A 991-nucleotide genomic window follows, 5' to 3' on the forward strand; every position below is an offset into this window, starting at 1 on the left:
AAAAAACAGCCCATGTATTCCTTGAAGATCCTTTCAGAGAAGAAAAGGGGATAAGGCTGTACAAAACAGGAGACCTGGGAAGATGGCTGCCTGACGGGAATATCGAATTCCTGGGCAGAATAGACCATCAGGTTAAGATCCGCGGATACCGAATAGAGCTTGGAGAAATAGAAGCTCAGCTTCTAAAACATTCTTCAATAAAAGAAGTTGTGGCAGCAACAAGGGAAGACCCCCAAGGGAACAAGTACATCTGTGCATATATAGTTGGAGAAAGTGAATTGACAATACCGGAATTAAGGGAGTATCTCTCCAAAGATCTGCCAGACTACATGATCCCTTCATATTTTGTACAGTTGGAAAAACTGCCTTTATCAGCGAATGGCAAGGTAGATAGAAATGCCCTGCCTGCCCCTGATGGAAATATTAATACAGGGGTAGACTATGCTGCACCATTCGGTGAAATTGAGGAGAAGCTTGTACTGATATGGAGCCAAATCCTTGGAGTCCAGAAGATTGGAGTAAATGATAACTTCTTTGAATTAGGAGGAGACTCATTAAAGGCAACCAATCTTGTATCAAGGGTTCATAAAGAATTTGACATAGAATTTGCATTAAAAGAAGTGTTTATGGGTCCTACAATTTCGGCAATAGCAAAAAGTATTAAAAATAGACTTAACGATACAGTGGAAATCGAAGAAATTTTAAGCATGATTGAAAATCTATAAATAGGAATTAAAAGAGATGAAATAGAGAAGAGGGACGAAGTTATGGATAATTTGATGAAAAGAATAGAATCTCTTTCTCCAGAAAAAAGAAAGCTATTTGAGACGATGCTAAAAGAAAAAGGAAAAGATGTTTCAAAATATACGCCAAATGCCTTTTCTGGAATACCTTCTGCCAGAGAGCAGGAATTTTACCCTATGTCATCTGCCCAGAAAAGGCTGTATATACTAAACGAGCTTGAAGGAGCAGGTACTGCATATAACATGCC

At 38.7% G+C, this 991-nt stretch carries 2 protein-coding genes; both read left to right on the forward strand.

Going from position 1 to position 991, the window contains the following annotated elements:
- Positions 1-725 (forward strand): non-ribosomal peptide synthetase (locus GRP75_RS27925; RefSeq protein ID WP_160791000.1); only part of this gene is annotated, 725 nt, incomplete at its 5' end.
- A 42-nt stretch (positions 726-767) separates the two neighbouring features.
- The coding region (locus GRP75_RS27930; protein ID WP_202404354.1) for a hypothetical protein at positions 768-991 on the forward strand (224 nt) is incomplete at its 3' end.

The organism is Paenibacillus sp. OT2-17, from assembly GCF_009827695.1.
GTDB lineage: Bacteria > Bacillota > Bacilli > Paenibacillales > Paenibacillaceae > Paenibacillus > Paenibacillus polymyxa_B.